Below are 1,605 nucleotides of genomic sequence, written 5' to 3'. Positions count from 1 at the left end.
ACTTGTTCAGCTCAAAGTCGATATATATGTCGGAATCGGCCGGTGCGGTAATGGGTTTTGTCTTATAGGTGCCGTTATCGTTTATAAGTAAAGCGACAGAGCCGTCGTATATATTAGCGCGATCGTTAGCTAACCATTGATTAACCCCATCGGATCCGTATAGCGAATCCATTTGCGTGGTTCCTTTGTGTTGAACTTTAAAATACTCGTCGGAGGTCATTTTTCTCTCGCCACCAAACCCTAAAAACCCTAGCTTTGCATTTACGGTTCCACTTTTAGGTGTATAAAATCCACTGATGGTAGCGTTAATGTTTATAGGCGTATATCCATTCTTCCAAGGGGTGAGGACAAAATAATCGCCGTAAATAGTTACGTTCTTTGGTTTAAAATATTTATTTTTATATTCTACGGCCTCTGCATAAGTCATTTTCCGACCCGTTACGCTATCGTTAGATTGTAAATTATTTAGCAAATCCCTTCTGGAGTTGGCGGTTTTATCATATACTATGATTATTCCCCATCCGCCGTACGGCCCAATACGAGCGCCGTCGAACTCTCCATTGGTAAAATCTGCACCGATTGGATCCATACCATCACTCGTTCTTACGTTTCCTACAGTAAATTCAATGCTATCGGAATAATCTACAAAATAATTCTTAACTTTATCAGTAATATCTTTAGTGCAGCCGTATTTTAAACGTAAACGTAGAGGTTTTCCGGAGCTTGCTAAAAAGTTCCAAGCAGCCGTTCCCTCGCATCTATCTCTATGAATATCTTCTATTATGCTAGCTTTACCTTTCGAACTTTTCATTGTAAATTTTACCCATGTATACCACTTAGCAAAACCGGTATCTTTTTTTCCGCCCCCCTGGTTATATTCTGCTAGGCTGTTAAAATCAGTCGTGCTGAATATATTTCCCTGCCAATAAAGTCTAGCATAGACTATATCGTCTTTAGTCACGCCCTTAGGAAGCCTCAAAACAGCTTTTGAACTATTCAAATAAAACTGTCCATTAGTATCATCTTTAATATATGTGCCTTTTGCTCCCCACATATAACCTTGACCGGCTTCAGTGGATTGGGACCAATCCAAACTAATCACCGGCTTTCCAGTCACGGCGTAGTCTCCAAAGACGTATGTGCCCGCACCGCCGAATCTAACTATCGGCTTTTGGTTTAATTCGTCAGACCGATTTTTTATAGTGGTGAAATTATACAAACCCTGATCTCCGTTCCAAGTCCAACCACCTCTCCTTCCGTCCAGCCAGCCATCGTCACGATACTCGTTGCTTATTGGGGTAGCAGGATTTATCTTCACGTTCGACCTGCTATCATCTGCAAACGCGTTTGTCAAACAACAAACGAACAGCGCCAAAAGAGGCGCAAAGCTAAAACTCTTAACTTTCATGATACTACCCTCCGGTCAATAACATAACTTTTGACTATTATTTTACATTTTTTTTGCTTAAATTACAGTGCAATTTGAAAGATTTATAATTAAAATTTAATTTATTTCAAATGGGACGGCAAATAATGACAACGCGATTAAAAAATTTCATAAAATATAAAAAATGCGGAAATTTATCAAAAATTTCAGCAAATTTT

General features: G+C 39.1%; 1 pseudogene. It reads right to left on the bottom strand.

Annotated elements, in window-relative coordinates:
- Positions 1–1,408, bottom strand: a pseudogene (locus Q0256_RS00500) (hypothetical protein); the annotation flags it as partial.
- Positions 1,409–1,605: the final 197 nt, after the last annotated feature.

It is taken from the genome of uncultured Campylobacter sp., from assembly GCF_937949835.1.
Classification (GTDB): domain Bacteria; phylum Campylobacterota; class Campylobacteria; order Campylobacterales; family Campylobacteraceae; genus Campylobacter_B.
The sequence above is the reverse complement of the archived record's forward strand: the minus strand, read 5'-3'. Positions and strand labels throughout refer to the sequence as shown.